24 protein-coding genes are annotated in these 25,857 nt (G+C 59.1%); 10 read left to right on the forward strand and 14 right to left on the reverse strand.

Features of this window, described 5'->3' with window-relative positions:
• Positions 1 to 19: 19 nt before the first annotated feature.
• From DFO50_RS13620 to DFO50_RS13630, 3 genes are read right to left on the reverse strand one after another with little or no spacing between them, the layout of a single operon-like run.
• Positions 20 to 298 (reverse strand): EscG/YscG/SsaH family type III secretion system needle protein co-chaperone, encoded by a 279-nt coding sequence (locus DFO50_RS13620; RefSeq protein ID WP_028500350.1) that lies wholly within the window; start codon positions 296 to 298, stop codon positions 20 to 22.
• Positions 295 to 510, reverse strand: a complete 216-nt coding sequence (gene sctF / locus DFO50_RS13625) for a type III secretion system needle filament subunit SctF (RefSeq protein ID WP_028500351.1) — start codon at positions 508 to 510, stop codon at positions 295 to 297. Before sctF ends, DFO50_RS13620 begins: the two co-directional genes overlap by 4 nt.
• 13 nt (positions 511 to 523) lie before the next feature.
• A complete protein-coding gene (locus DFO50_RS13630) occupies positions 524 to 1,249 on the reverse strand; it encodes an AraC family transcriptional regulator (RefSeq protein ID WP_036386854.1) in 726 nt (241 codons plus the stop codon).
• A gap of 169 nt (positions 1,250 to 1,418) precedes the next feature.
• On the opposite strand from DFO50_RS13630, the gene DFO50_RS13635 reads away from it, so the two are divergent.
• Complete coding sequence (locus tag DFO50_RS13635) at positions 1,419 to 2,465, forward strand: L,D-transpeptidase family protein (RefSeq protein WP_036386856.1); 1,047 nt, start codon at positions 1,419 to 1,421, stop codon at positions 2,463 to 2,465.
• A gap of 97 nt (positions 2,466 to 2,562) precedes the next feature.
• Here DFO50_RS13635 and DFO50_RS13640 read toward each other — a convergent pair whose 3' ends face one another.
• Positions 2,563 to 2,814, reverse strand: a complete 252-nt coding sequence (locus tag DFO50_RS13640; protein WP_036386858.1) for an alanine-zipper protein — start codon at positions 2,812 to 2,814, stop codon at positions 2,563 to 2,565.
• A gap of 436 nt (positions 2,815 to 3,250) precedes the next feature.
• Here DFO50_RS13640 and DFO50_RS13645 point away from each other — a divergent pair, with 436 nt between their 5' ends.
• Positions 3,251 to 4,885, forward strand: coding sequence for a methyl-accepting chemotaxis protein (locus DFO50_RS13645; protein WP_158537465.1), 1,635 nt, complete (start codon positions 3,251 to 3,253; stop codon positions 4,883 to 4,885).
• A gap of 63 nt (positions 4,886 to 4,948) precedes the next feature.
• Here the strand turns inward: DFO50_RS13645 and DFO50_RS13650 are convergent, their stop codons facing one another.
• The 6 genes from DFO50_RS13650 to rpmH all read right to left on the reverse strand — a co-directional run bounded on the left by DFO50_RS13650 (position 4,949) and on the right by rpmH (position 9,297).
• Positions 4,949 to 5,317, reverse strand: a complete 369-nt coding sequence (locus DFO50_RS13650) for a hypothetical protein (RefSeq protein ID WP_146745100.1) — start codon at positions 5,315 to 5,317, stop codon at positions 4,949 to 4,951.
• 128 nt (positions 5,318 to 5,445) lie between these two features.
• On the reverse strand, positions 5,446 to 6,804 hold the full coding sequence (gene mnmE / locus DFO50_RS13655) for a tRNA uridine-5-carboxymethylaminomethyl(34) synthesis GTPase MnmE (protein ID WP_028500706.1): 1,359 nt from the start codon (positions 6,802 to 6,804) through the stop codon (positions 5,446 to 5,448).
• Between the two features lie 121 nt (positions 6,805 to 6,925).
• Positions 6,926 to 8,581 (reverse strand): membrane protein insertase YidC, encoded by a 1,656-nt coding sequence (gene yidC / locus DFO50_RS13660; RefSeq protein WP_028500705.1) that lies wholly within the window; start codon positions 8,579 to 8,581, stop codon positions 6,926 to 6,928.
• Positions 8,582 to 8,601: 20 nt separating this feature from the next.
• A complete protein-coding gene (gene yidD, locus DFO50_RS13665) occupies positions 8,602 to 8,811 on the reverse strand; it encodes a membrane protein insertion efficiency factor YidD (protein WP_028500704.1) in 210 nt (69 codons plus the stop codon).
• Positions 8,787 to 9,149, reverse strand: coding sequence for a ribonuclease P protein component (gene rnpA, locus DFO50_RS13670; protein WP_028500703.1), 363 nt, complete (start codon positions 9,147 to 9,149; stop codon positions 8,787 to 8,789). The genes yidD and rnpA overlap by 25 nt, the downstream gene beginning before the upstream one ends.
• A 13-nt stretch (positions 9,150 to 9,162) precedes the next feature.
• Positions 9,163 to 9,297, reverse strand: a complete 135-nt coding sequence (gene rpmH / locus DFO50_RS13675) for a 50S ribosomal protein L34 (RefSeq protein WP_028500702.1) — start codon at positions 9,295 to 9,297, stop codon at positions 9,163 to 9,165.
• 193 nt (positions 9,298 to 9,490) lie between these two features.
• Between rpmH and dnaA the strand changes: the two genes are divergently transcribed.
• The 8 genes from dnaA (at position 9,491) to DFO50_RS13715 (ending at position 20,739) form a co-directional block, all read left to right on the forward strand.
• On the forward strand, positions 9,491 to 10,906 hold the full coding sequence (gene dnaA, locus DFO50_RS13680; protein ID WP_107888997.1) for a chromosomal replication initiator protein DnaA: 1,416 nt from the start codon (positions 9,491 to 9,493) through the stop codon (positions 10,904 to 10,906).
• 39 nt (positions 10,907 to 10,945) lie between these two features.
• A complete protein-coding gene (dnaN, locus tag DFO50_RS13685) occupies positions 10,946 to 12,052 on the forward strand; it encodes a DNA polymerase III subunit beta (RefSeq protein ID WP_028500700.1) in 1,107 nt (368 codons plus the stop codon).
• 282 nt (positions 12,053 to 12,334) lie between these two features.
• Positions 12,335 to 14,728: a DNA topoisomerase (ATP-hydrolyzing) subunit B gene (gyrB, locus tag DFO50_RS13690; RefSeq protein WP_028500699.1), complete on the forward strand. Its 2,394-nt coding sequence runs from the start codon at positions 12,335 to 12,337 to the stop codon at positions 14,726 to 14,728.
• A gap of 262 nt (positions 14,729 to 14,990) precedes the next feature.
• Positions 14,991 to 15,194 (forward strand): hypothetical protein, encoded by a 204-nt coding sequence (locus DFO50_RS13695; RefSeq protein ID WP_146745101.1) that lies wholly within the window; start codon positions 14,991 to 14,993, stop codon positions 15,192 to 15,194.
• On the forward strand, positions 15,194 to 17,218 hold the full coding sequence (locus DFO50_RS13700; RefSeq protein ID WP_112692726.1) for an AAA family ATPase: 2,025 nt from the start codon (positions 15,194 to 15,196) through the stop codon (positions 17,216 to 17,218). Before DFO50_RS13695 ends, DFO50_RS13700 begins: the two co-directional genes overlap by 1 nt.
• A complete protein-coding gene (locus DFO50_RS13705) occupies positions 17,215 to 18,720 on the forward strand; it encodes an FtsK/SpoIIIE domain-containing protein (protein WP_112692727.1) in 1,506 nt (501 codons plus the stop codon). Before DFO50_RS13700 ends, DFO50_RS13705 begins: the two co-directional genes overlap by 4 nt.
• Positions 18,717 to 19,862, forward strand: a complete 1,146-nt coding sequence (locus DFO50_RS13710; RefSeq protein WP_112692728.1) for an AAA family ATPase — start codon at positions 18,717 to 18,719, stop codon at positions 19,860 to 19,862. Before DFO50_RS13705 ends, DFO50_RS13710 begins: the two co-directional genes overlap by 4 nt.
• Positions 19,855 to 20,739 carry a hypothetical protein gene (locus DFO50_RS13715; RefSeq protein ID WP_112692729.1) on the forward strand — a complete coding sequence of 295 codons (885 nt, stop codon included), beginning with the start codon at positions 19,855 to 19,857 and terminating at the stop codon, positions 20,737 to 20,739. Before DFO50_RS13710 ends, DFO50_RS13715 begins: the two co-directional genes overlap by 8 nt.
• Before the next feature lie 114 nt (positions 20,740 to 20,853).
• Here DFO50_RS13715 and dndE read toward each other — a convergent pair whose 3' ends face one another.
• Genes dndE through dndB form a run of 4 tightly spaced genes read right to left on the reverse strand, consistent with a single transcriptional unit; the run spans position 20,854 to position 25,807 of the window.
• On the reverse strand, positions 20,854 to 21,234 hold the full coding sequence (gene dndE, locus DFO50_RS13720) for a DNA sulfur modification protein DndE (protein ID WP_199489835.1): 381 nt from the start codon (positions 21,232 to 21,234) through the stop codon (positions 20,854 to 20,856).
• Entirely contained in the window at positions 21,235 to 23,199 is a 1,965-nt protein-coding gene (gene dndD / locus DFO50_RS13725) for a DNA sulfur modification protein DndD (RefSeq protein ID WP_112692730.1), read from the reverse strand.
• 8 nt (positions 23,200 to 23,207) lie between these two features.
• Complete coding sequence (dndC, locus tag DFO50_RS13730) at positions 23,208 to 24,686, reverse strand: DNA phosphorothioation system sulfurtransferase DndC (protein ID WP_112692731.1); 1,479 nt, start codon at positions 24,684 to 24,686, stop codon at positions 23,208 to 23,210.
• Positions 24,683 to 25,807: a DNA sulfur modification protein DndB gene (dndB, locus tag DFO50_RS13735; protein WP_112692732.1), complete on the reverse strand. Its 1,125-nt coding sequence runs from the start codon at positions 25,805 to 25,807 to the stop codon at positions 24,683 to 24,685. The genes dndC and dndB overlap by 4 nt, the downstream gene beginning before the upstream one ends.
• Positions 25,808 to 25,857 lie beyond the last annotated feature (50 nt).

Below are 25,857 nucleotides of genomic sequence, written 5' to 3' on the forward strand. Positions count from 1 at the left end.
GGAAGGGGCGATTGCGTCCTCAGACGCGGGGCATGTCGGGCATGGCCTCACCGTGCACCAGCCGGCGCAGCACGGCGGCCTCGGCAGAAGCGTCGCCTTCCAGCAGGGCCATGGCCGCCTCCGGCTGGCCGAGGCCCACCAGCAGCGACGCCTCGAGAATCCGCCGGACCCCGCTGTCCCCGACCAGCCACGGCAGGGCGGCACGGATCGACTCGGCTTCCCGGTACAGGCCATGGTTGACGGCAGCCAGGGCGGCTTCGGCAATCAGGCGGCAGGTATCGCGCGGCGGTCGGGTCATATTTTCTGGATGATGCCGGACAGCATGTCCTTGAACGCCCTGATCAATGCGCTTTCATAGGCGACGAACACCGAGTACTGCTGGATCGCGAACTGGGCTTCCAGCATGCGGGCCGGATTGTCGAGATTGCTGGCGGTCATTTTGGCCTGGATGTCCTGCCCGGCCAGTTCCACCCGCCGGGACAGCTGGTGGGTAACGGTATTGATGTCCATGATTGATTTCCTGTCATCGGTAATCGGTGCACGGCTTGTTCGCAGCCCGCAGGCGGAACTGCCTGGGATTGCAATGAAAGCGGCGGCGGAAGCTGTCGGTAAAATGGGCGTGATTGGAAAAACCGCATTCGAGCGCGATATCGAGCACCCGCATCGGCGTCGACAGCAGCAGCCCGCGCGCATGCTGCAGGCGTTGTTCCAGCAGCCAGCGCTTGGCGGTCATGCCGTACATGTCCTGGAACAGGATGTTGAACTTGCGCAGCGGCATGTCGAACGCCTCGGCAAAGCGGACGACCGACCACTGGTTCAGGTAGTTGGCCTGGATAAAGTCGGAAAAAGCCTGGTCGCCGGAGATGCTGTGCCGCAGCAGGGCGGAAAAGTAATGCCGGTCAACGCCGAGGCAGTAGACGTAGGTGAAGCGCAGCAGCGTGACCGGCATGGATTCCGCCAGCAGCAGGACAACGCCGAGCACGTCGCGGTCCGCGCCGACGATGCGGACCGGTTCGCGCAGGAACCGTCCCTGCGGCACCTCGTCCAGCAGGCCCAGCACATCAGGATAGATGGCCCGGAAGTCAGCAGCCTGGACGTCGAAATACGGCATGCGTCCCCCCCGGACGTCCATGCCGACGGCGGCATCGTTGCCGGTCACTACCAGGCAGTCAGGCGGGTAGTCATGCTGCCGGCCCTGTATCCTCAACTGGCCACCGTGCCTGCTGACGATGAATCTCACTGCTTGCATCGCATTACCCTGGCTCGCTGTTTGGCCCGGGTGACATGATCGGGATTGCGGAGGGTCATTGTGTATCGGGTGTTGACCTGAAACCGTGCGCCGGCGGCGAACGGAATGGCAAGCTGCCGCCTGCAGGGCTAACGTGAAGGGTACCCAGACCGTTGTACCAGGAGGTCCCGTGCGCCCCCCATTCCGCCTTGGCATCCCCGTGCTGGCGGGGCTGTTTGCCACCGCCGCGCCGGCGCTGGAGTTCGCCTTGCCGACACAGGGCGACACCGTGGTCGGCGAAGCCTTCGTGGTCACGCCGACGCCGGACAATACGCTGTTCGACCTCGCGCGCTATTTCGATACCGGCGCGCTGGACATCACGCTGTCCAACCCCCGGCTCGACCCCTGGGTGCCGGGAGCGGGCCAGCGCGTGATCATTCCGACCGAGTACATCCTGCCACCAAAACCGTGGCGCGGCATTGTGGTCAACATCCCGCAGCGCCGGCTGTTCTACTTCCCGCCCAAAACGGCCAGGCGACCGGCCACAGTCATCACCTTTCCGGTCAGCATCGCCCGCGAGGGCTGGTCAACGCCGCTGGGAGACACCCGGGTCGTCGGCAAGTACAAGGATCCGGCATGGATCGTGCCGCGCAGCATCAAGGCCGAGCACGAGGCGGGCGGCGAGCCGTTTCCCGACTATTTTCCGCCCGGTGTCGACAATCCGATGGGCATGCTGGCGATCCAGACCGGCTTCAGGGGCATCTTCATCCATGGCACCAACAAGCCATGGGGGCTGGGACTGCGCCAGAGTCACGGCTGCCTGCATCTGTATCCTGAAGACGCGGTACAGCTGTTCGGACAGGTCGCGGCCGGCCTGCCGGTCCGCATCGAGAACCGCCCGCTGGTGGTCGGCATCCGCCACGGCGGCGTGGTGATGGCACGCTATCCGGGCGTAAGCGAATATCCGGCGGCCCCCGTCGGGCTGGACACGCTGCGTGCCCGCATTGCCGCGCTGCCTCCCCGCGCCGGCCCGCCCGAGGAACTGGACTGGGCACGGGCAAAGGCACTGCTCGGATCGGGCAGTGCGCTGCCGGTGCCGCTGGCTGTCGGCAGCCCGCTGCCGGCCCGGCGGCTGGCCGATGCGCCGGCACGGCCCTACACCCACCCGCCGTATGGCAGCGACGCCAATCAGGCCAGTCCGCCAGTCCGGCCCGGCAGCGCGGCGGGCACCGACTGAGCAGGGGCCGTTCGTCGTTGTCGACGCACACCGACGCCAGTCTGGCCGCCGGTGCGCCCCCGTGCCGCATGCAGCCTGCGGGACGGTTCGACATGTCCTACTTCATCATGCCCTTCTGCCCCATGCGCTGCAGTTGCTCGCGGGTCTGATTCGATGTCGACATCGCCTGGTCCGCCTTGGCACTGGCATCGTTCGCCTGATTCAGTGCCTGATTGGCGGTGGACAGCGCCTGGTCAGCCGTCGCCTGCGCATGCTGGACTTCGGCCTTGGTCGCGCCGTCGGTCGCGCAGGCGGACAGGCCCAGCACCAGGCAGACCGACATCAGGCCGGTATAGGATTTCAGATCCATCGTATGTACTCCTTTTGTGAAGGAAAACAGGAGGCAGAAATACCCGATTCCGACTGGAAACCGGGTGTCCGCAGCAAGGCAGTACGGTGCCCGCCAGCGGCGTTATCGGGCACACCCCCTCACCCATTACTAACACTGGATTCGGAAAAGGCAAGCTTGTGCCGGCCCGCTTTTCATTCCGGCAGTTTGCCGGCAACGGCACGATTAATTCTTAAAGAATAAAAACAGGCCTTTTAACAACCAACTCAGCATAAAAATCATGATCTCAGCCAGGAGATTTCCGGGTTTCCGGCGCCAATATCAGTTGTTGGCAGCGGCGGGTTTCAGCCCCTCCGCAGAGGCTCCGATACAGCGAAGCACCCTGTCCATCCGCTGTTCAGCATGCCGCATGCCGAGTCCGGGGGAGGGCCAGCACAAAAACCGCATGGGATCCGCAATGAACAGATTAAGTATCAGTCATAAACTGGCAATCGGCTTCGGGTTTACGCTATTACTGCTTGCCATCGTGCTGGCGACGGTAAATTCCGGATATTCCGTCCTGCTCGACGCGGCATCCAATACCTCGGAAAACCGCTTGCCCAAAGTCACCATCATCAATGCGGCGACTTCCAATCAGACTTTGCAGATATTTCGCCTGCAGGAATTGATTGCCGCGAGCAGCGATGAAGATAACAAAAGAATCAACGACGAATTGAACCGGCTGCAGCAAAAACTCGGCGACGGCATACAGGCGCTGTCCGAACTGTATTCCCGCTACCCGCCGAGCGCATCGACCACGCTGTTCCAGGATGTGCTGAAGACCAAGGCGCTGGTTGATCCGCTGCAGGCCAGGGTCCAGGCGCTGGCTACCCGGAACCAGGGCGAAGAAGCCATCGCACTGATGAAGGAACTGGCCCCGCTGAACGACAAGCTGTTCGACCAGCTCGACAAGCTGAACACCGAAACGCTGGGTCGCACCATGGAGCAGAGCCGGAGCGCGACCCGGGAAGGCCGGCAGGCGCAACTGCTGACCTGGATCATCAGCGCTGTCTGCACGCTGGTCACGGTCGCGATTGCGGTCCAGATCATCCGCTCCATCACCCGGCCGCTGGCCGCCGCGGTGCAGGTGGCGAAAATCGTGGCGGCAGGGGATCTGAGCCAGCCCCTCCTGCCCAGGGGCAACGACGAAATCGCCCAGTTGCTGCGTGCGCTGGCGGACATGCGCGATGCGCTGGTCACCTCGGTTCGCGCCATCAACAGCAGCGCCGGACAGGTTGACCAGGTAGCCAATGAATTGTCATCGTCGTCCGGACTGGTGCTGCAGGCATCACACCGGCAGAACCAGGCCGCCAGTTCGGTTGCCTCGTCGGTCGAGCAGTTGACCGTCAGCATCGGCGAAGTCGCCGCTGCCTCCGCCCAGCAACAGAGTCATGCGCAGGAAAGCCTGGCCACCACCCGGGAGGGCGCCGTGCAGCTGAACAACCTGATTGCGGAAGTGAAGAAGATCCAGCAGAACGTTGAGGAAGTCTCCGGTCACGTCAACGCGTTTTCCGACGACACGCACCGGATTTCCCTGATGACCAGCCAGGTGCGCGATCTCGCCGACCAGACCAATCTGCTGGCGCTGAACGCAACCATCGAGGCCGCACGGGCGGGTGAGGCCGGACGCGGCTTTGCCGTGGTCGCCGACGAAGTCAGACTGCTGGCGGAAAAGTCTGCGCTGTCAGCCAGCCAGATCAACGAAGTGACCAGCGTGCTGACCAGCCGCTCCGGCCAGTTGCAGATTGCCGTGCGCCAGAGCCAGGATTCGCTGCAGTCGAGCGAACACTGCATCGCCGTGGTCGAAGGCGCATTCCGTCGCAGCGAAACGGCCGTCGAATTGACCGTGCAGCGGTCCGGCTCCATCGCCAGCGCGGTCAAGGAGCAGCAACATTCCAGCGGCGACATCACCCGCCATATGGAACAGGTCGCGCAGATGGCGGAGGAAAACACCACCATCGTCGGCCAGATGTCGGACAACGCCAGCGCCATGACCCGCTTGTCGGCCGAGCTCGGCCAGGCGGTGAATGCGTTCAGGCTGCCGGACGCCTAGGCGAAGAACGGGGGCAGGGACCACGAAGGAGAGGACGGCACATGCCCGACTGCAGGTATGGGGTTACGGGGTGAACTTGCCTTCGAAGCTCTTGCCCCAGTTATCGCCGGTGCCCCTGAAGCCGCCGCGACCGTTCGCCTCCCAGCCGCTGCCCCAGTTGTCGCCAGTCCCCCGGTAGCCGCCCCGGCCGTCAGACTCCCAGCCACGGCCCCAGTTGTCACCGGTCCCCCGGAAGCCGCCCCGGCCATCCGATTCCCAGCCGCTGCCCCAGTTGTCGCCAGAGCCCCGGTAACCGCCCCGGCCATTCGATTCCCAGCCACGGCCCCAGCTGTCACCGGACCCTCTCAGGTTGCCCTCTCCGGCATTCGCGGCGGAGAGGCCGCCCAGGGCCAGCACGATGACAAGCACGCTGGCTCGCAATGACTTTTTCATGATTTGCCTCGATTGCCCATTCTGCATGAGTGGAAAATCGAGAATAGCACCGGGACATTCCGGCTCGTGTAACGGTGCCATGCTCAAAAAAACAAGGGCGCTGCAGCGCCCTTCCGGCCGGGCACGCGTTATTTTCCGATGCAGAACCGGCTGAAAATCACCCCGAGCAGGTCGTCGGCCCGGAACTCGCCGGTGATCTCCGACAATGCCTCCTGCGCGCGGCGCAGGTGCTCGGCGAACAGCTCGGCGGCCAGCCCGTAGGCGTCCTGGGCGGCGTCCAGTTCCGCGCTGGCGCGACGGATGGCGTCGAGGTGGCGCTCGCGGGCCAGGTACAGGCCCTCGCGTTCGCCCTGCCAGCCGATGGCATCGAGCAGCACATGGCGCAGCACGTCGACCCCCGCCCCCGAGCGGGCCGACAGGTGGACGATCTGATGGCCGTCGCCTTCGCTCAGGCCGGCGGCCTCGCCGCTGAGGTCGATCTTGTTGAACACGACCACCCGCGGCAGGCGGTCCGGCAGGCGGGCGAGGATGGCGGCATCGTCGGCGGTCACGCCGTCGCGACCGTCGATCAGCAGCAGCGCCAGATCGGCCTGGTCCACGGCGGCCCAGGTACGTTCGATACCGATTTTTTCCACCACGTCGGCCGTGTCGCGCAGACCGGCAGTGTCGATGATGTGCACCGGCACCCCGTCCAGCACCACCTGTTCGCGCACGGTGTCACGAGTGGTGCCGGCCACCTCGGTGACGATGGCGACCTCGTCGCCGGCCAGCGCGTTCATCAGACTGGACTTGCCGACATTCGGCTGGCCGATCAGCACCACCCGCATGCCCTCGCGCAGCAGCGCACCCTGACGGGCGGTGGCCAGCACGCCATCCAGGCGCGAGCGCACTGCCGCCAGCCGGCCCAGCGCATTGGCCTTTTCCAGCCACTCGACGTCGTCTTCCTCAGGGAAGTCGAGCGTGGCCTCGGTCAGCATGCGCAGCTCGATCAGCGTGTCGACCAGCGCATTCACGTCACGCGAGAACGCCCCCTTCAGCGACATCAGCGCCGAGCGTGCGGCGGCCTCGCTCTGCGCATCGATCAGGTCGGCCACGCTTTCGGCCTCGACCAGATCGAGCTTCTCGTTCAGGAACGCCCGCTTGGTGAACTCGCCCGGCTCCGCCAGCCGCGCGCCCAGTTCCATGCAGCGCGCCAGCAGCATCTTCAGCACCACCGGGCCGCCGTGGCCCTGCAGTTCGATCACGTCCTCGCCGGTAAACGAGTTCGGCCCCGGGAAGTACAGCAGCAGTCCGCTGTCGATGGCGCGGCCATCGGCGTCGACAAAGTTGGCATACAGCGCCCGGCGCGGCAGCGGCGACTTGCCGCCGGAAATGACCTGGGCGAACGCTTGCAGCGACGGACCGGACACACGGATGACGCCGACGCCGCCCCGCCCGGGGGCGGTGGCGACGGCGGCGATGGTTTCGGGGGCGTAGAGGGTGTTCATGGTCTTATTGTTTCATGGGCCGTGCGGCACGGCACAAGGAAATGAATGGCAAACGCCCGTTCCGGCAAGGGAACGGGCGTTTGCGGTCGCGCCGGTCAGACCGGCGCGCGGACGTCACGCATCAGGAGTTTCGCTCGACCGCAGCGGCCTTCTCGATGTTCTTGTTGACGAACCACTGCTGGGCGATCGACAGGATGTTGTTGGTCAGCCAGTAGAGCACCAGGCCCGACGGGAAGAAGAAGAACATCACCGAGAACGCCAGCGGCATGATCTTCATCATCTTCGCCTGCATCGGATCGGTCGGCGGCGGGTTGAGGAAGGTCTGCGCGAAGGTGGTCGCAGCCATCAGCACCGGCAGGATGTAGAACGGGTCCGGACGGGTCAGGTCATGCACCCAGCCGAGCCACGGCGCCTGACGCAGTTCCACCGACGCCAGCAGCGCCCAGTACAGGCCGATGAACACCGGGATCTGCACCACGATCGGCAGGCAGCCGCCGAGCGGGTTGACCTTCTCGGCCTTGTACATCTCCATCATCGCCTGCTGGAACTTGGCACGATCGTCGCCGAACTGCGCCTTCAGACGTTCCATGCGCGGCGCAAGCGCCTTCATCTTCGCCATCGAGCGGTAGCTGGTGGCCGACAGCGGATACAGCACCGCCTTGACGATGACCGTCAGCAGCACGATCGCCCAGCCCCAGTTGCCGACCAGACCATGCAGGGTCTGCAGCAGCCAGAACAGCGGCGTGGCGATAATGGTCACCCAGCCATAGTCCTTGGTCAGTTCCAGACCCGGCGCGGTAGCCTTCAGCACCCTGGTCTCTTCCGGACCGGCATACAGCGGCACCGAGATGGTCTGCGTCGCCCCCGGTGCGATGACCGGCAGGTTGACGACCACGCCGGCCGAGTACAGGCCGCCCGCAACCGGCTTCAGCTCGAACTGGCAGCTCTGGGCGTTGATGCAGACGCTTTTGCCGTCGGTGGTCTTGAGGATCCACGCGCTGGCGAAGTAGTGCTGCAGCATGGCCACCCAGCCGTTGTCCGAGTTCTTCTCGTAGCTGGCCTTGTGCTTGTCCAGGTCCTCGAAGGCCACCTTCTGGAACTTGCCGGCGTCGGTATAGACCGCCGGGCCGGTGAAGGTGTGCGCGAAGCGGCCTTCGCCTTCCGGTGCCTTGCCGTCGCGCAGCAGCCGGTAGTAGGCGCTGGCGGGCAGCGGCCGGCCGGTTTCGTTATGGATGTCGTAACGGACGTCGATCAGGTACGAGCCACGGGTGAAGGTGAAGGTCTTCCTGACCTGCACCCCGTTTTCCGGCGGCGCAACCAGCGTGACCGACACGCTGTTCTGGCCATCGGCCAGCGTGTACTGGGTCTTTTCGACGCTGAACACGGTCTTGTGCGTCGGCAGGCCGACCACCGGCGACAGCAGGCCGCTCTGGGCGACATAGGTGCGTCCCCCCTGGTCGGTCAGCAGCGTCAGCGGCTTGGACGGGTCGTCGACCGAACCCTGTTGCAGCAGGTCCAGGCTGCGGACATCGCCACCGGCGGTATCGATGCGCGCGCGCACCATGTCGGTGGTGACTTCCACGCTCTGGCCCCTGGCCAGGTTCGCGGACGCGTCAGCCGTCGCAGCCGGTGCGCCGGACGTCGTCGTCACGCCGGATGCGGTATGCGTCGTCACGACGGCGGGTTTCGGCGCAGGCTTCGGCGCAAAGTATTCCTGCCAGACAAACAGGAGGCCGAAGGACAACGCGATGAAAACGATAAGACGTTTGGTATCCATCTCGTAACCGGGTGAGGGATTCAAGGAACCGGGTCGTAGCCGCAGCCGCCACCAGGGCGACAACGGCCGAGCCGTTTAAGCGCCAGCCAGCCACCCTTGCGCACGCCGTATTTCCGGACCGCCTCGATCGCGTACTGCGAACAGGTGGGCTGGAAACGGCAGCGCGGCGGGATCAGCGGACTGATGGCCAATTGGTAGAAACGAATCAGCGCGAGGACGATACGCGACATGTCGACAACCTGGCAAACAAAGCCGCTAACGCCTGCTCCACCTCGGCACGTTCGGCGGGACCGAACGCCGTTCTGGCGCGGACGACAAAGTCGAACGACGTCAGGCGGGCCGGGTGCTGGCGAAAGATCTCGCGGACTGAGCGCTTGATGTAGTTGCGGCGTACTGCCCGCTTGGCCGTCTTCTTGCCGACGACCAGCCCCAGCCGGGCATGCCCGAGCGTGTTGGGACTGACGTAGACCTGAAACCAGGCGTTGGTTCGCATCTGGCGCAAACGAAAAACGGATGAAAATTCATCCGTTTTCAGCAGACGCTGCGCGCGGCGAAAGCGAAAGGCCACGGGGCCTGAACGCTTAGACGGCCAGGCGCTTGCGGCCCTTGGCACGGCGGGCGCCAATGACGCTCTGACCACCACGGGTCTTCATACGGACGCGGAAGCCGTGGGTGCGTTTGCGCTTCACGACGGACGGTTGGAAGGTGCGCTTCATCTCGATACCCTATGTTCGGAACAGAAAATAAACGAGAGATTACAGCCGGAGATCGCTGTCTTGTCAACCATTTAACGGATTCATGGCTGTGGATAACTTCCCGGTTACAAGGTAGAATGCTTGATTGACCGGCGGTATGCCACAACACCTGCCGATTGTTTCCCCGCGTTCCCGTAACGCCGAACGTTTGCCAATGACCGATCTCTCCGCCTTCTGGCCACAGTGCCTGGCCCGTTTCGAGGCCGAGCTGTCGCCGCAGCAGTTCAACACCTGGATCAAGCCTCTCGTCTGCGTCGTCAGCGACGAGGGCGTGGTGCTGTACGCGCAAAACCGCTTTTCGCTCGGCTTCGTCAAGGACCGCTTCCTGGCCCGCATCGAGACCCTGGCGGAGGCGCTGTTCGGCGACGCCGTGTCGGTGGAACTGCGTATCGGCGGTGCCGCCGCCACGACGACCCCGGGCGAAAAAGCCCCGCGCCGCGCCGCCGTCAGTTCGGAAACCGGCGACGTCCAGATCCCGGCCGAGTCCACCCACACCCAGCAGCCACGGATGACCGCGCCCAAACCGGCCATCGGCGGCGGGCACGAAAGCACGCGACTGAACCCGGCCTTCACCTTTGAAAGCCTGGTCACCGGCAAGGGCAACCAGCTCGCCCGCGCCGCTGCGCTGCAGATCGCCGACAATCCCGGTGATTCGACCTACAACCCGTTCTTCGTCTACGGCGGCGTCGGCCTCGGCAAGACTCACTTGATCCAGGCCATCGGCAACCACGTATTCCAGAAGAACCCGCAGGCCAAGATCCGCTACATCCATGCCGAGCGCTACGTCGCCGACATCATGCGCGCCTACCAGCACAAGGCCTTCGACGAGTTCAAGCGCTACTACCACTCGCTCGACCTGCTGCTGATCGACGATATCCAGTTCTTCGCCGGCAAGAACCGGACCATGGAAGAGTTCTTCTACGCGTTCAACGCGCTGCTCGAAGGCGGCAAGCAGGTGATCATGACCTGTGATACCTACCCGAAGCAGATAGAAGGCATGGACGAACGCCTGATCTCGCGCTTCTCGTGGGGCCTGACGGTCGAGATCCAGCCGCCTGAGCTGGAAATGCGCGTCGCCATCCTGATGAAGAAGGCCGAGGCCGACAACCTGAAGCTCGGCAACGATGTGGCGTTCTTCATCGCCCAGAACGTGCGTTCGAACGTGCGCGAGCTTGAAGGCGCGCTGAAGCGCGTGGTCGCCTATTCGCGCTTCTCGAACCAGCCGATTTCGCTGGAACTGGTCAAGGAAGCGCTGAAAGACATCCTGGCCGCCGGCAACCGGCAGATTTCCGTCGACAACATCCAGAAGACGGTTGCCGACTACTACAAGATCAAGCTGTCCGACATGCACAGCAAGAAGCGCAGCCGTGACATCGCCCGGCCGCGCCAGGTCGCGATGGCGCTGGCCAAGGAATTGACGCCGCTGAGCCTGCCGAATATCGGTGACGCCTTTGGCGGACGGGATCACACCACGGTGCTGCATGCGTGCCGCACCGTGGCCGACTTGCGCGAGTCGGACAGTGACATCTCCCGCGATTACAATGTTCTGCTCCAGATGTTGCGCAACTGAGCCCCCTGAATTCCATCTCCAGACGAGGAGTCAACTGACATGCAGATTTTGCAAGCCGATCGCGACGCCCTGCTAAAACCGCTCCAGGCCGTCACCGGCATCGTCGAGCGGCGCCATACCTTGCCGATTCTGGCCAACGTGCTGATCGAAAAGAAAGGCGACACGCTGACCTTTCTCGCGACCGACCTGGAAATCCAGATCACCCACGCCAGCCCGGACTCACTGGCCGGTGGTGACTTCCGCCTGACCACCTCGGCGAAGAAATTCTCGGACATCCTGCGCGCCATCCCGGATCACCAGACCGTATCGCTCGATCATGACGACGGCCGCCTGACGGTCAAGGCCGGCAAGAGCCGCTTCAACCTGCAGACGCTGCCGGCCGACGACTTTCCGCTGCTGTCGGTGTCGCACGACGCCCAGGCCAGCCTGACGCTGGCGCAGAAGGAATTCAAGGCGCTGCTGTCGCAGGTCCAGTACGCGATGGCGGTGCAGGACATCCGTTATTACCTGAACGGACTGCTGTTCGTGACCGACGGCAATCTGGTCAAGCTGGTGGCCACCGACGGCCACCGTCTGGCGTTCGCGCAGACCACGGTCGAGGCAAACCTGCCGAAGGCCGAAGTGATCCTGCCGCGCAAGACCATCCTCGAACTGGCCAAGCTGCTGGCCGACAACGACGAGGAAATCCAGATCGAGCTGCTGGCCAACCAGGTGCGCTTCGCCTTTGGCGGCACGGTAATCATCAGCAAGGTCGTCGACGGCAAGTTCCCGGACTACAACCGGGTGATCCCGCTCGACAACGACAAGATTTTCCTGATCGAACGTCAGGCATTCCAGCAGGCGCTGGGCCGGGCGGCGATTCTGGCCAACGAGAAGTTCCGTGGCGTCCGCATCGCCCTGCAGACCGGCAAGATGTCGATCCAGTGCAACAACAGCGAGCAGGAAGAAGCCGAGGAAGAACTGGAAATCGGCTACGTCGGCGACAGCCTGGAGATCGGCTTCAACATCGCCTATCTGCAGGATGCGCTGGCCGCGCTGCACGTCGACACGCTGCAGCTGGCCTTTGGCGATGCGAACCGCAGCACGCTGGTGACCATCCCGGAAAACCCGAACTTCAAGTACATCGTGATGCCGATGCGCATCTAGCCCGCCGTCAGACCATCGACAGCATCGAGCAGGTGCGGCGGCGGATTTTCCGCCCCGCCCTGCCCCAACCGCCCGGGCTCTGGTCAACGACCCGGGCGATGTATCGCCTGAGCGGGCAGCCGCCAGGCACAAGGACAGCAACGGACAGACCGCGGTGAACGCAGGCGGGGCGCAGTGCCCGGCCGTCGCAACGACCATTGCGGAATCCCGGCGGGGCCTGCCCCGCCAAGCCACGGACGCCCGCGCGCTGTCCATGAACAACCGACCGAATCGAGTAGAGTGATGAGTGAACAGGAATACGGTGCAGACAGTATCAAGGTGTTGAAGGGGCTGGACGCGGTACGCAAGCGTCCTGGCATGTACATCGGCGATACCTCGGATGGCACCGGCCTGCACCACATGGTGTTCGAGGTGCTGGACAACTCCATCGACGAGGCGCTGGCCGGCCACGCCGACACGGTGCGCGTCACCATCAACCCGGACAACTCGATCTCGGTCGAGGACAACGGCCGCGGCATCCCGACCGACATCCACACCGAAGAAAACCGCTCGGCAGCCGAAGTCATCATGACCGTGCTGCATGCCGGCGGCAAATTCGACAACAACAGCTACAAGATCTCCGGCGGTCTGCACGGCGTCGGCGTGTCGGTGGTCAACGCACTGTCCGACTGGCTGCGACTGAAGATCTGGCGTGACGGCAAGGTCCATGAAATGGAGTTCCGCCATGGCGAACCGGTCGCACCGCTGAAGGTCACCGGCCAGACCACCCATCGCGGCACCGAAGTCACCTTCTACGCCAGCCAGGAAATCTTCGGCACGGTCGAGTTCCATTACGACATCCTCGCCAAGCGCATCCGCGAACTGAGCTTCCTGAACAACGGCGTCGGCATCACGCTGGCGGACCGTCGCAACGGCAAGGAAGAGAACTTCGCCTTCTGCGGCGGCGTGGCCGGCTTTGTCGAGTACATGAACCGCAACAAGACCGCGCTGCACCCGAAGGTGTTCCACGCCATCGGCGAGAAGGAAGGCATGACGGTCGAGGTGGCAATGCAGTGGAACGACTCCTATCAGGAGAACGTCCAGTGCTTCACCAACAACATCCCGCAACGCGACGGCGGCTCGCACCTGACCGCACTGCGCCAGGTGATGACGCGAACCCTCAACCAGTATATCGAGCACAACGAGATCGCCAAGAAGGCCAAGGTCGAGACCAGTGGTGACGATATGCGCGAAGGCCTGACCTGCGTCCTGTCGGTCAAGTTGCCTGATCCGAAGTTCAGCTCCCAAACCAAGGACAAGCTTGTCTCCAGCGAAATCAGTCCGGTGATCAACGAAATCATCGGTCAGACGCTGTCCGAGTTCCTGCTCGAAAACCCGGTCGACGCCAAAATCGTCACCGGCAAGATCGTCGAGGCCGCCCGTGCCCGCGAAGCGGCGCGCAAGGCGCGTGAAATCACCCGCCGCAAGGGGGTGATGGACGGACTCGGCCTGCCGGGCAAACTGGCCGACTGCCAGGAGAAGGACCCGGCGCTGTCCGAACTGTACCTGGTGGAGGGCGACTCCGCCGGCGGCTCGGCCAAACAGGGCCGCGACCGCAAGTTCCAGGCCATCCTGCCGCTGAAGGGCAAGATCCTCAACGTCGAGCGCGCGCGCTTCGACAAGATGATCGCCAGCCAGGAAGTCGCCACGCTGATCACCGCCATGGGCACCTCGATCGGCAAGGACGACTACAACCCGGACAAGCTGCGCTACCACCGCATCATCATCATGACCGACGCCGACGTCGACGGTGCCCACATCCGCACGCTGCTGCTGACCTTCTTCTACCGGCAGATGCCGGAGCTGGTCGAACGCGGCCACATCTACATCGCCCAGCCGCCGCTGTACAAGCTCAAGCACGGCAAGCAGGAACGCTACCTGAAGGACGACAGCGAACTGAACCAGTTCCTGCTCGAACTGGCGCTCGACAACGCCCGCCTGATCCCGCGCGAAGGCGCCGACCCGATCAGCGGTGACGCACTCGGCGCGCTGGCACGCCAGTTCCTGGTCGCACAGGCAGTCATCGAACGCGAAAGCCGCGTCATCGACACGCTGGTGCTGAATGCCCTGCTGCACGTGCCGAGCATCAGCCTGGAAACCGAGGCCGACACCCGCGCGGCCATCGCCGCGCTGACGCCGGTGCTGGCCGAGTCGCCGATCTCGCTCGAAGCCGTCCATGACGAGAAGAACGACGGCTGGCTGGTGCGCATCATCCGCCACCTGCACGGCAACGCGATCACGACCTACCTCGACCAGAGCTTCATCGACAGCGCCGACTACGCGCAGGTCAGAAAGACCAGCGACATGCTGGCCGGCCTGATCGGCCCCGGCGCCGCCATCAAGCGCGGCGAAACCGCCGGCCGCCTGGTCGCCAGCTTCGACGAGGCACTGAACTGGCTGATGAACGAAGTCCGTCGCGGCATCAATATCCAGCGCTACAAAGGCCTGGGCGAGATGAACCCGGCCCAGCTGTGGGATACGACCATGGACCCGACCGTGCGCCGCCTGCTGAAGGTGCGCATCGAGGACGCCATGGCGGCCGACGACGTGTTCACCACGCTGATGGGCGACCAGGTCGAACCACGCCGGGCCTTTATCGAGAGCAATGCGCTGATTGCGCGGAATATTGATATTTGAGGGTGTAGGATCCCACGAATATCTAGATATTTCCCACTTTTCTAGATTTGCGGGATTATGTATGATTTTGACATATGGCAAAGTGGCTTGTTTTTGAAAGTTATCTGATGACAGCAAAAGTGAAAATTCATTGACTAAGTTGTGAAAATTTCCCTGTACTGGATCAGCTGCTCGCGTGGAGTCTATAGCCTGCGTCGGCTTCGCAAAATGCGAAGATAACTTTTATTTACATCTAGACCACTGCATTACGTACGAGGGACTCATGGTAGACAGCTCGCAGGACGACGAACTCCTTCACCTGGCATCGCTGCGCCACTCCGTATCTCCGGACTTGATGGCTGAACTGATGGCGCTTGCCCCAAACTTTGAAAACCTGTCGGCTTACGGTGCCAAGGTGAACTTCTCTCGCTCCGTCTCAAGCATCCTAGATGCAGCGGCGGCGAGGGAAGGGAGTGGTACGAAGTAATGAGATTTCTCAGCCTGGAAGTTCAAGACATCTTCGCGTATCAGGGACTCAGCAAGGTCGCCTTCGATACTTGCTCAGAGTCTCGCAACATCGTTGTCATTTCTGGGCGAAACGGCGCAGGCAAGACTAGCTTGCTTAATGCAATTAAGCTTCTCTTTCTTGGTACCGAGGACGAGGGACTTCGTCGCGTGAACTTTGGCGGCCCTCCGATTAGCGCAAAGCACTTCGTCCTTGGGCAGCCTGGTCGCTGGTATGGCGTTTTCAATACTGGAGCCACCGGCACGGACGCGCGATCTCATGTCGCGTTGGAATGGGAAAGTGGTGGGCATCGATACCGTGCAGAGCGTAGTTTCCGTAGAACGCCAAGCGGATACGAAGAACTGCTCGTGGCCACGATTGACGGTAACTCCATTGCTCAGCCTGAGGAGCTCCTGCGTCAGCTGGTTCCTCGCGAAGTCATCCCCTTCTTTTTCTTCGACGGAGAACAGATCCAGTCGATTGCAGACGCAGAGGTTGGTAGAGAGCAGGCGGAAATTGAGCGTCTTCTAGGTTTGTCCTTTGTCGCTCACCTGATCCGTGAGGTTGAGCTTTATACAAAGGAGAAGCAGCGAGCAGGAATACCAGCTGAGGCGAGCCTCCTCATCGTCCAAGCGGAGAACGCTAAGCGCGAGGCAGAGGCTCGCGCTGAGCTAGCGCGCAATGCAAGGATTGCGCTAGAGAACGAAGTGCAGGAGCTGCTGCGATCGCGCCGCCGTCTGGATGCTGAACGCAACAAGCTGCGTACCGGCATCGCGGAGTCCGATCAGATCCGAATGACAAACCGTATGCGAGTATTGAAAAGTGAGTACGAGCGCCTAGCCCTGGAGACGGCCGCAGATATTCCTGTCGAATCCCCGTGGCTCACTAACTTGGACCTCGTTCGCGAAGCATTGCGCGCACTGGAAGACGAACTAAACAGAAGCGCCAATCCCGATGTGGCGCTGCGATTGCACGAAGAGCTTCCTGCGGAGCTCTTGCGACGTCTGGCTGCTTTGTCGCCTCCAGTCTCCATGGACAAGACCCAAAAGGAACAGTTTCACCAAGATGTCGAGGAAGCACTGGAAGTGTTCGGCATTACCGTCCAGGCGCCAAGCAATCCACTGCTGAACACCCTCAGCCCGAGGCAAGTGCAAGCTCTCTATCGACGCTTTCTGGTCTGGTCCGAAAAGGGCACAAATCTTGTGAATGCCCAGGCCGATCGCCTTCGGACAATTCGTCAGAATCAAAGGGAACATCAGCAGATCCAACGTGATCTGGACGAGGCTGAGATCACTAGCGATCAAGCGCGCCAGCAGTTCAATTTCTTGACAGCGGAGATCGAAGCGCTTGACACCCGAGAACGCGACTTCAGTGACAAGTTGGCAGAGTATCGCATCGAGGAGCAACAAGCCAGCCGTGCTATTGCTCAGGAGAGCGACAAAGTCACTCGTGCGCTCCGTGAGTTCGAAGAGGTGTCCCGAAAGAACCAGGGCTATCAACTGGGGCTGAAGGTGATGAAGGCGTTGGAAGATTACCGGCAACGGCGTCGTGCGCAAATTCGCCAGGCAGTGGAAGCTCGCCTTAACGAGCATGTTGGAGTGCTGCTGGGCCCTAGCCAGTTGATCAAGTCAGTACGCCTCGATGATCAATTCAACATGACCTACTTCGACGCGCAAGACGAAGAGGTCGCCCGTCGTAGCATTTCCTCAGGGATGAGGCAGCTTGTTGCCATGTCTATGCTCTGGGCTCTAAAGGACGAAGCAAATCGGCCATTGCCCGTAATCATCGACACGCCGCTCGGTCGGATCGACCGGCAGAACCGAGCGCTCTTGATGACCGACTACTTCCCACACGCAGGAAATCCACTTGTGCTCCTGCCCACTGACAGCGAAGTTGCGAAGGAGGACTATGCGCAGCTCTCATCTCATATTGCTCGACGATATGAGATCGTCAATAGCGATGGGCGAGATGCTCAAATCGTCGAGAGACATGGAGCGGGTGCATGAGCAGCCTTTTCTTCACAGCCGACGAGCGCGACTTCTGCGATCGTGTTCTCGAGCAGGGCCTGATGTTGCCACCCAAGCATGGGCCGCGTTGGTGGGTTATTCGTCTCGCAATTTCCCAGTCTCTACGCCTCGAATCGCTACCTGACGAGCGCTACAACGCTCCTGCTCATCGCGTCAGCGAGTTGGAGCTTGAACAGATTACAGGCTTCGGCAAGGAGACGTCAGAAAACTATGACGACTCGATGCGTTTACTCTTGTCGATGCGGCACAAGCAAGATCTATTTCACGACGAAGACGATCAACTCTATTTGCAGTGCTTGCAGCGCCATGCTCGTCGCGGTATCGAGCACCTGAAGACTGCATGGCGTCCAGATCAAAGCTTTTATGACTATTTACTCGATGAGCTCTACTTGCACGCGGTGCCAACCAGTGGCGGAGATTCAGACAGCTCAGCGGGCACCGTTAGCCTGTCCGCACTTATTCAAGGTCTTGGGCAAATTGGAGTGTCTGCACAGGCAGTAAGTGATGCGCTCCCCGGTCCTCGTTTGACTCGCTTTCCGCTCACCCTATCTACGGTTGATGACTATGACCGCCTCAGAAGGGGCTCCGAAGACTTGGCTTTTGCGATCGGTCTCGGTAGCTCTGGCATTGTCGTAGCACGCGAACAGGGAGAACGACGAGTTATCGTCGATGTTCCGCGACCGAGCTCCACTTGGACCGATGTGACCTGGTCAAGTATCCGTGCGGCACTCGACGACCGAAAGGAGGCACTTCCTGTTTGCCCCGGCGTTGACGTGATGGGTATCCCAGTCGTTTTTGATCTGGTCGAGACACCGCATCTTTTCATTGCGGGGGCCACTGGCAGCGGGAAAAGCGTTTGTCTGAATGCGCTGCTGGTTTCTCTTCTCTCTGCGACCAGGCCACCTGAACTGCTAATGATTGACCCCAAGGGCGTCGATTTTGCGGACTATGACAAGTGCGCGCGTTTGAGAGAGCGGCACGTCATCACCGACATGACAGAGGCGGTTGCTGCACTACGAGCCTTGACGCAGGAGATGGAAGAGCGCCAGGTCGTACTTCGCCAATACGGCGCACGCAATTTGGCAGAGGCTCGTGCCAATGGTGCTTCACTTGAGCGTGTTGTGGTGGTCATCGACGAGCTTGCTGACTTCATGATGGGAAAGAGCGGTGCTGAAGAGCCGTTGATCCGCTTGGCCCAGAAGGCCAGAGCAACTGGTATTCACCTTGTGCTCGCAACTCAGCGCCCTGAGGCCGCTACATTCCCCGGCCTACTACGTGCCAACATTCCAAGCCGAATCGCGCTCACAGTTCAAAAGTCAGCAGATTCGAGGATCATCTTGGATGAGGGAGGCGCAGAGAAGTTGTTGATGCGTGGTGACATGCTAGTGAAGTTGGCAGGGCGAGATGCTATTCGCGCCCATGGTGCACGGGTTGAACCTGAAGACATTCGCGCTGCCGTTCAGGGAGTCAATTACAAATGATAGATGCTCTTCTTCGTCCGGCACGGTTCGAGTTAGTTTACCTGTCTCTCTTCGACATCGGTACGCTTCGTGGCACTACGAGCTTTAGCCTGACCTCCGCGGATGGGCGTGCGGTGAACATCTACCTCATCATGGGTCCGAACGGCGCAGGTAAGACGACTGTCTTGGAGTCGATCTACACTACCATGAGCCTGCTTGAGGCTAGAGAACACTCTGAAGTCGGAATCGACGCTATCGATAATGGACAAGGCGGTCTGCAGCTCGATGCATTAGTCTCGCTCGACGATGGCCAGCGCGCACGCCTGTTCTTGTTATCAATCGTCGCCGGCTCCCCTGGGCTCCTCCGAACCTGGACTAGCGAGCAACTTGAGACGCTCGGAGCCGAAAAGCAGATTGTTCTAAGCTACAAACGATCGGGGATAGGAACGAGCATTTCGCGTTCCTTGGAGTCGCACCCAGAGGCGTTAGCGTTTTCTGAGGCGATTCTTGAACGCCTAGAGGAACCTCCACCGGCCTTGTTTGACACCGGCAATGGTTTCCCCACCGTTCTGTACTTTCCGTCGGATAGAGGAATGAAGCGACCGCCACCGGGAGAGCGCGCGGTAACGCGTCCCGATGGGCTTGGCTATCGCCCAGCTCATAGGTTCAATGCGGACGGCGCGACCTGGTCCTCGTCGATCGACAACCTATTCGTTTGGTTTACTTGGCTCGACGATGGACGCGAGCAGCTCTGTCGTGAGTTGGTTAATCAGCTGATCTTTAGGGGCAGCAAGAGCCTTCGTCCAGTGGACCGACCAACGCTTTCGGTCCCGGTCGAAGTGGAGGGGGGAGCCCGGCACAGGCTGGACCAACTCAGTAGTGGTGAACGCCAGTTAGTACAGCTGGTCGTGCGCGTGGCTAGTCACATGACCGGGTCAACTATCGTTCTGATTGATGAGACAGAGCAGCATCTGCATCTAGTGATGCGTCGACGCCTGATCAACATCGTTAAAAATTGGGCGCGAGAGTACGACGGTATGAGTTTCATACTCACGTCCCACCAAGTCGACTCCATGCGCATTTTGGCGCCCAAACTTGCAGAAGAGGGACTAGTGAAGGGTGGGTGCCTAGTCAAACCGAAGTTCCGCCTGCCGCATGAGTGAGAACATCGCGTCGTTCGACGACTTCGATTCGGACATACAGATCGCTGCCCATCAGACAGGGCTAGTTCGCATCGTGCTTGAGGGTGAAATGGATGTCACCCTCTTCCGACGCTACTGGTTCTCTCACCGGCAAGATGTATTCGAGTTCGTTGAGGCTGAAAGCGTCGCCGGAGCAGCTGGTTGCACAGGCGTGCGGAGCGGTGTAGCAACGTTTTGCGACCAAGGCATCCCAGCCTTCGGGATCGTAGACAGGGACACCCACTTCCGTCAAAAGAACTGGGACCAGCTTTTCCTCCGCGATGCCACATCGCTGAACCCCGATCCCATCGGCACTCGGTTATACGTTGCATCGCGCTGGGAAGTCGAAGCCTATCTCCTTGAGGCTGATCAACGACTCTCTGACTGGGTAAGCGCGCAGCACAGGAAGCCCCCAGGCCCCGAGCACCTGTGCAGGCAAGCCGTGGAGATCGTCTTACAGGCCTGCGATTCTTTGCTGTCCGCAGCGGCGTACTTTGCCTCCAAACATGAACAAGGTGAAGCCGTAAGTGCTGGAGCATTCTGCGACTGCAGTGACGCTCAGATTGAAGAGACTTGCAATGCGCACATTGCCGCCAGCCCGGCTGATGCTCAAGAGGTCGCCGCAAAGGTCTCCAATCTGATCGCGGCCGTGAGGGCTGAACTCCCACCGAACGAGGTCGATCGCCTAGCATTCCTTCTTCAGTATGTGGACACTAAGCGTCTCTTCAAACGCCTTGTGCACAAGCTAGGGGTACAAGAGAATCCCTGGTTCCTTGCAACCATCATGATGCGTGATCAACGACCTCCTCGCGAATTAGATCAGTTTCTCTCTCAAGTTGAGGCTCAGTTCGCTTGCTAAGGAAGGTCTGAACAAGTCCCTGCGTCAAAATACTGTCACAATATAATCAATGTGTTATGACGCACCAAGGTTGGAATCGGCCACTTATTCAGACAATCCCTAACCATTCCATTCCTATGGCACATGCAAACTAATAAATTTATTACTTAATTCTGACTCAGAAATGCCCGCCATAAAAGACAACCCCCGATGTAGATGAATATTTAATGATAGCTTGAGGGATGTTTCATCCTTGGAGAGCCCATCCACGTGCTGTCGCATAATAAGCAAATTAAGATATAAAACCTCATTACCACCTGTAAATGTTCGCCAATCGATATCTATCCCCCCGTTAAAATTAAAATTCTCAACAGGTGGAATTGCTTCATTAGCCAGTGACAAGCAAAAAGCATATCTACACAGAGTATTGTAGTGATTAATGCCAGTCTTTCGCTTTAACGTAATCAATTGATTTTTGGCAACTGCCGTTAATCTAATTCTATCGATTTGCATCATTTAGATCTCCGCGGCGAAAATAGCTGTGCTACGTCGCACTTCGTCAAACTCCAGGCCAATCGACGCGGCCATAAAAGGCTGTAGTGCTGTATATGCTGGGCCATGTACCTCTTCGTCAGTCGAGAGCACAAGTACCTGATGTGAGACTTTGCCGAAGAAATTATTGATCAGTGACTCTCGGTGCTTCTGATCCAGGCGGGCCAGTGGCGTATCAACCACCACCGGGAAGCGCCCTTTTCTCTCTTGAATCAGAGCACTAAGTACAGAAATAGCCAGAATCTGCCTCTCACCTGCAGACAAACGTTCCATCGGCAGCGTATGGCCTGTGGTATCGATAATAGAAACCGTATAAGTATCTGGATCAACATTGACTCTTCCTACCAGCCGCTTTTTGCGAAGCAGCTGCTGGAAGGATTGCGTAATCATGTCAGATAGCCAAGTAGCTTTGCTGGCAAGCAACCGCTCCCGGAAAACCAGTAACGCTTTTTTCGCCCGTCCAGCCGCTTGCAAGCCCTGCTGCTCCAGGGCTTTATCCTTGAACTCTTCCTGCAAACGCTTGTGTGCAGCATTCAGGCGTGTTTCTGTATGAGTACGATATGTCTGTAGCTCGGATAGCTTAGCCGTCAGCACTAGCAAGTCTGACTCGGTCTTCGCAACCGTATGCGCACGCTGCTGCAAGCCACCCAAAACACCGGCAAGCTGCTCCCCTGCAGGTATTTTCCCAACCGCTCGCTCAGCCTTGGATCGGGTGGATTCTGTTTGTTCAACCTGTGTCACACATTTCTGTAGTGATGAGACGGCCTGCTCCAGTCGTGGCTGAATTTCATGCGGATTACCACCTGCTTGCAATACAGGTTGGCGTACATTTTCTGCTTTGAATCTAAGCAAGTCTGCCTGTAGCAGCCCGGCCAACCGCTGCTTTTCTGAGGAGGGCAAAGACAATTGTTTTAGTAAGCGGCTATCGCGCTTTTCAAATTCGCTGGCAAGCAAAGTAGCATTTTGTGCCTGCTGATCGATATCCCATTGGGTTTTGTATCTATCCCACAGAGGGCCAAGCCAAGTGAGGGGGAGTAGTGGATCCTCTATCGCATCGATCAATTCTGCCTGCGCTTTTTCATTGCGTTTTCGAGCGATATCAACTTCCGCCTTTAACTCCGCAGCTTGTTCATAGGCAGTCAAGCCCTGACGCTGGGCATCTAGCTTGTAGTGTTCCAACGCTGACGTGGCTGCATCCAGCGTATTTTGCAGGCTAGCTCTTTGCTGCTCCAGAACCGTGATGGATTGTTCTGTTACCTCAAGTTGTTGAGCAAACTTCTCGGCATCTTCACGCAGCTTGGCATGCTCGCCACTGCTTTCCTTGTTACGCAGATTTGCTCGCCGTTCTACTGCCTTCAGATCCGTTGCCAACGAGTCGATTCCACCCAGACCCAAGAAAACTTCTGTAGCACGGCGCAACAGATCAGGTAACCGAGCTGGGCTGGCAAGCGCTTCTATTTTTTCGCCATCAAACAGGAAAAGCTGGGCTAACTCGGCAGGCAGGATGCCATTAATAAATTCATCCCAGCTTTCAGTAAAAGCCGTGTCTATCATGCCATGGCTACTTACTGTCATGTTTTCTTGCAGGTTGCCAGTGGATGTTCTCCACTCGCGTCGAACGGCAACTGGTTGCTGCCTTCCACCCATCTCAACAAGCAGATTAACTTCAACAGCTGCATTACCCACTGCATCTTGTCTAAGTAAACTCTGGATAAGCTGATCGTATTCTGACTTTCGGGCCAAATTAATTGCCTTGTAGCCGTACAGTGCGATCTGAATGGCCGTCAATAAGGTAGTCTTGCCGCTGCCATTCAGTGCTTTGATCAAAATAACCGGCTTGCCATCACATACTGAAAGCGGCAAGGTCTGGCGCTCGCGGAATGGCCCCAAGTTTTCGATAGAAATATCTGTAAATGTAATTTTTGCCATGTTATTGCTCAGGCCAGTACTGTCGAAGCATCGGAACTGTCGTCGTCGCTCGCTTCATCAATCTGTTGTTCGTTGCTTTCCTGTTGCTGGGTACTCATGGCAAATTCCAATGCTTCCTCTTCCGTCCGGAATGCATTGTTTTGCAAAATTGACTCCAGACGATCCAGATGCTGGGAACGCTTCAGGGTCTGTTGGGCCTGGAATTGCTCAGCCAACAGACTGCGCGTCAAGCGATACAAGGTTTCAGCCGCTTCAGGGTCAAGCTCTTCTGTCACAGTCTTGAGCAATTCGAAATCACTTGTGTCCAACGGAACCGACTCGATTTCCTTGCCTGGGTAGGGCTGCTGATAGATCGATTCGTAAATGCCAGGTAGTAAATCTTCGATTTCGCCTTTTTCTTCTACCCAGATACGGCGTATCTCTTGCAGTTCTTCCAGTGAGATCAGCTCCACATTGTGGTAGCCAACTTTGTCGCCCGCTTGCTTCACCATTTTCTGGGTTGCTAAGAGCTCACGTAGCAGCTCGACACGCTTGGACTGCAAGTACGGGCCATGGATGAGAGAACCATTCAGTACCTTGAGCTGGCCACTCATGCGGCGGAAATCACGCACATCACGATCGGAAGTAGTCAGCTGCTTATTACGAAAATCGAGGATGGGTTGCATCCAGGCTTTTTGATCATCGTTCTGGATCATCGCCTGCATCGACTTGTCTTGTGAAACCATCGTGCAAACATAGCAACCAAACCGGCTATCGCCACAGCTTGGAGTCGATGTATCTACAACAATCGGGCACTCGGCATCCTGGGTTGCACCGCGATAAATATGGAACAGCTCCTGATTGCTGACTCCCCAAGGGTTGTCATCTGTAATCAGGTACTCCCACACATCATCACTGGTCCAGGTTTCTACCGGCAGGTATACCCATACACGTGACAAGCGCGGATCTTTGTTCCTACTCAACCGGTCGCGCGTGCTCCCGCTGTAGGTATCCATGACTTTGTCACGTGCATTGCTCTCACCGCGCCTTTGGCCAAGAACCAGAATCGCCTCGCCATTGCTCTCTGATAGCTCCTTGATGAACTTGGTGGAAGCACTGATTTTGAGCCGGTCGGTACACCATCTGAAACGATTACGTGGTGCAGGATAGCCCTTGCCAATCAGGCTGACCCAAAAACGGTTCTCCAAAGTAGGAACCAATCGATTCGGCACAATCGGCATGTTTTGCGCATCTGCCGCATGCCGCATGCACTCCAGAGAGTTGCTGACCCAGGAGGCAATCACCGGGTTCTCAACCAAGGTGTCGGTACTGATTACATAAATAAGCTTGGTTCGCTTGGATGCCGGTAACTGTGCAACGGCTTTCCAGACCAACTGCAAGGAGGCTGTTGAGTCCTTGCCTCCGCTGTAGCCAATAATCCAGGGGATGGAATCCGACTGATACAGGGTCTGGATTTCCGCGATGATAGTGTCAACAGGCGTGCTCACTTAAGGCCTCGTGTGGATTGCTTGGGAGCCGTGCGGACTGCCAAAAAGGCCGTCTCAACATCTTGCTCCTCTACGGCCAAGGCTAAGCCTAGGACGCGTTTTATTTCATTGCAGGTCAATGTGATGTTCTGGCTGGACTTGGACATGCGGCCACCGATCATGGCCCGCCCCTCCCAGGTTTCAATATTTTTCCGCGACCAGTCGATTTCTCTGAGCTTGCTCAGGGTCTGGGCCAGATCACCAGAATTTTCCTGGTAGACAAACTTGCCTGCGCGTCCCAATGCTTGCAGAACAATTGCATGGGAATGAATGAAGTCTTGTCGGACTTCACCAGCAGTCATTTTCCCTTCTCGGACATATCGCCACTCCGGGAACTGGGCAGCTACTGCCTCCCAGTACTCCAGACACTTTTTGGAAGAAGCCGTAAAGTCCTCAAGCTCTTTCTCGGAAAGCATCTCCAGAATGGCGAAGTGCAGTGCGCTGAGAGTGAACAATTTTCGTGAGCGACCTGACAACGATGAACGTTCTGACTCAATCAGGTTATGGAACACTTTTGACGTCAGGCTGAGGTGTCTTGCCACATTCGCGGCGGCGCTGCGGTGGTCGTACAGGATCCCAAGTGAGGAGGATGGTTTGACAGCATGGCGGTTAAGATCCGCAAACATCTGCTGGCACCGCTCCAACCCTCGATCCAGGAAAAACACGACTGCAATGGTTTCGTCAGCCAGTTCTGGGGCCTCTTGCAAGGCTTGTTCGATCGCAGCTCGACGGTGCTGGCCATCATTCACGATGAACCTGGCATGCATATCGACCGTAAGGGTCCCCATCCGAAAATTGATGACATTGTCCTGAGCAACCGGTTCGAATGACACGGCACCATCAATCGATGCAGTAATTGCAGAAAACGTGTAGCTATCTGCATTGATAACGATGTAGCGAGCAATGTCTGGAACACGTGCACGGTTCAGCGTGCGTTGAGCCCTCAGCTCGGGCATCAGTTCTTCGTTGTCAAACTCGAACAGCTTGGCAAGCAGGCGAAGCGGGCACATGGAAACGTAGTATTCACGCCCAGCTTGCACCCCTCGAATCGCAGGGAAAACATAGGAAAAAGAGTTCGCCATAGTGACCCGAATTCTAGCATGTTTGTGTTTTTACAGACATACATACGTTA

This window comes from Microvirgula sp. AG722, from assembly GCF_003269145.1.
GTDB classification, from domain to species: Bacteria; Pseudomonadota; Gammaproteobacteria; order Burkholderiales; family Aquaspirillaceae; genus Microvirgula; species Microvirgula aerodenitrificans.

Bases quoted from the DNA above. Each gene is read 5' to 3' on its own strand.
- gyrB (WP_028500699.1), top strand. From the start codon at position 12,335: ATGAGTGAACAGGAATACGGTGCAGACAGTATCAAGGTGTTGAAGGGG.
- dndB (WP_112692732.1), bottom strand. From the start codon at position 25,807: ATGGCGAACTCTTTTTCCTATGTTTTCCCTGCGATTCGAGGGGTGCAA.
- rpmH (WP_028500702.1), bottom strand. From the start codon at position 9,297: ATGAAGCGCACCTTCCAACCGTCCGTCGTGAAGCGCAAACGCACCCAC.
- DFO50_RS13620 (WP_028500350.1), bottom strand. From the start codon at position 298: ATGACCCGACCGCCGCGCGATACCTGCCGCCTGATTGCCGAAGCCGCC.
- yidD (WP_028500704.1), bottom strand. From the start codon at position 8,811: ATGTCGCGTATCGTCCTCGCGCTGATTCGTTTCTACCAATTGGCCATC.
- DFO50_RS13705 (WP_112692727.1), top strand. From the start codon at position 17,215: ATGAGCAGCCTTTTCTTCACAGCCGACGAGCGCGACTTCTGCGATCGT.
- mnmE (WP_028500706.1), bottom strand. From the start codon at position 6,804: ATGAACACCCTCTACGCCCCCGAAACCATCGCCGCCGTCGCCACCGCC.
- DFO50_RS13695 (WP_146745101.1), top strand. From the start codon at position 14,991: ATGGTAGACAGCTCGCAGGACGACGAACTCCTTCACCTGGCATCGCTG.
- sctF (WP_028500351.1), bottom strand. From the start codon at position 510: ATGGACATCAATACCGTTACCCACCAGCTGTCCCGGCGGGTGGAACTG.
- DFO50_RS13715 (WP_112692729.1), top strand. From the start codon at position 19,855: ATGAGTGAGAACATCGCGTCGTTCGACGACTTCGATTCGGACATACAG.
- DFO50_RS13630 (WP_036386854.1), bottom strand. From the start codon at position 1,249: ATGCAAGCAGTGAGATTCATCGTCAGCAGGCACGGTGGCCAGTTGAGG.
- dnaA (WP_107888997.1), top strand. From the start codon at position 9,491: ATGACCGATCTCTCCGCCTTCTGGCCACAGTGCCTGGCCCGTTTCGAG.
- DFO50_RS13640 (WP_036386858.1), bottom strand. From the start codon at position 2,814: ATGGATCTGAAATCCTATACCGGCCTGATGTCGGTCTGCCTGGTGCTG.
- DFO50_RS13710 (WP_112692728.1), top strand. From the start codon at position 18,717: ATGATAGATGCTCTTCTTCGTCCGGCACGGTTCGAGTTAGTTTACCTG.
- dnaN (WP_028500700.1), top strand. From the start codon at position 10,946: ATGCAGATTTTGCAAGCCGATCGCGACGCCCTGCTAAAACCGCTCCAG.
- yidC (WP_028500705.1), bottom strand. From the start codon at position 8,581: ATGGATACCAAACGTCTTATCGTTTTCATCGCGTTGTCCTTCGGCCTC.
- DFO50_RS13700 (WP_112692726.1), top strand. From the start codon at position 15,194: ATGAGATTTCTCAGCCTGGAAGTTCAAGACATCTTCGCGTATCAGGGA.
- dndE (WP_199489835.1), bottom strand. From the start codon at position 21,234: ATGATGCAAATCGATAGAATTAGATTAACGGCAGTTGCCAAAAATCAA.
- DFO50_RS13645 (WP_158537465.1), top strand. From the start codon at position 3,251: ATGAACAGATTAAGTATCAGTCATAAACTGGCAATCGGCTTCGGGTTT.
- dndD (WP_112692730.1), bottom strand. From the start codon at position 23,199: ATGGCAAAAATTACATTTACAGATATTTCTATCGAAAACTTGGGGCCA.
- DFO50_RS13650 (WP_146745100.1), bottom strand. From the start codon at position 5,317: ATGAAAAAGTCATTGCGAGCCAGCGTGCTTGTCATCGTGCTGGCCCTG.